Origin of the sequence: Saezia sanguinis (assembly GCF_003991585.1) — a bacterium.
In the GTDB taxonomy this organism is placed as follows: Bacteria; Pseudomonadota; Gammaproteobacteria; order Burkholderiales; family Burkholderiaceae_C; genus Saezia; species Saezia sanguinis.
This window is the reverse complement of the sequence record NZ_PQSP01000057.1, coordinates 1-276: the sequence shown is the minus strand read 5'-3', so window position 1 is coordinate 276 and position 276 is coordinate 1. Positions and strand designations below refer to the sequence as shown.

Sequence of the window (276 nt, the reverse complement as noted above, 5' to 3'; positions counted from 1 at the left end):
AGGTTGTCGTGGGAGTCGGTTTCGTTGCCGCCGACGATCACGGTGGACAGTCCGATCAGATCGCCGCGCGCCAGCAGGGCGGCGAGGCGCTGGGCGTCCGCCGACTGGTAGCCGTGCGGGAAATCCGCCGCCAGCAGGATGCGATGTTCGGCCGGCGGTACCGCCTGCCCCGAGTTGTACGCCATTTCCGCGAGTTCGGCGGCGTCCACGAGCTGTTGCAGCCGTGGCGAGATATCGGCGTGATCGGTGATCGGTGGCCCGGACAGCACCGGCGCC

At 69.2% G+C, this 276-nt stretch carries 1 protein-coding gene; it reads right to left on the bottom strand.

The window, feature by feature from the left end; genetic code table 11:
• Positions 1-276, bottom strand: a 276-nt coding sequence (locus CUZ56_RS14965; RefSeq protein ID WP_204250940.1) for a hypothetical protein, incomplete at both ends; no start/stop codon positions are given.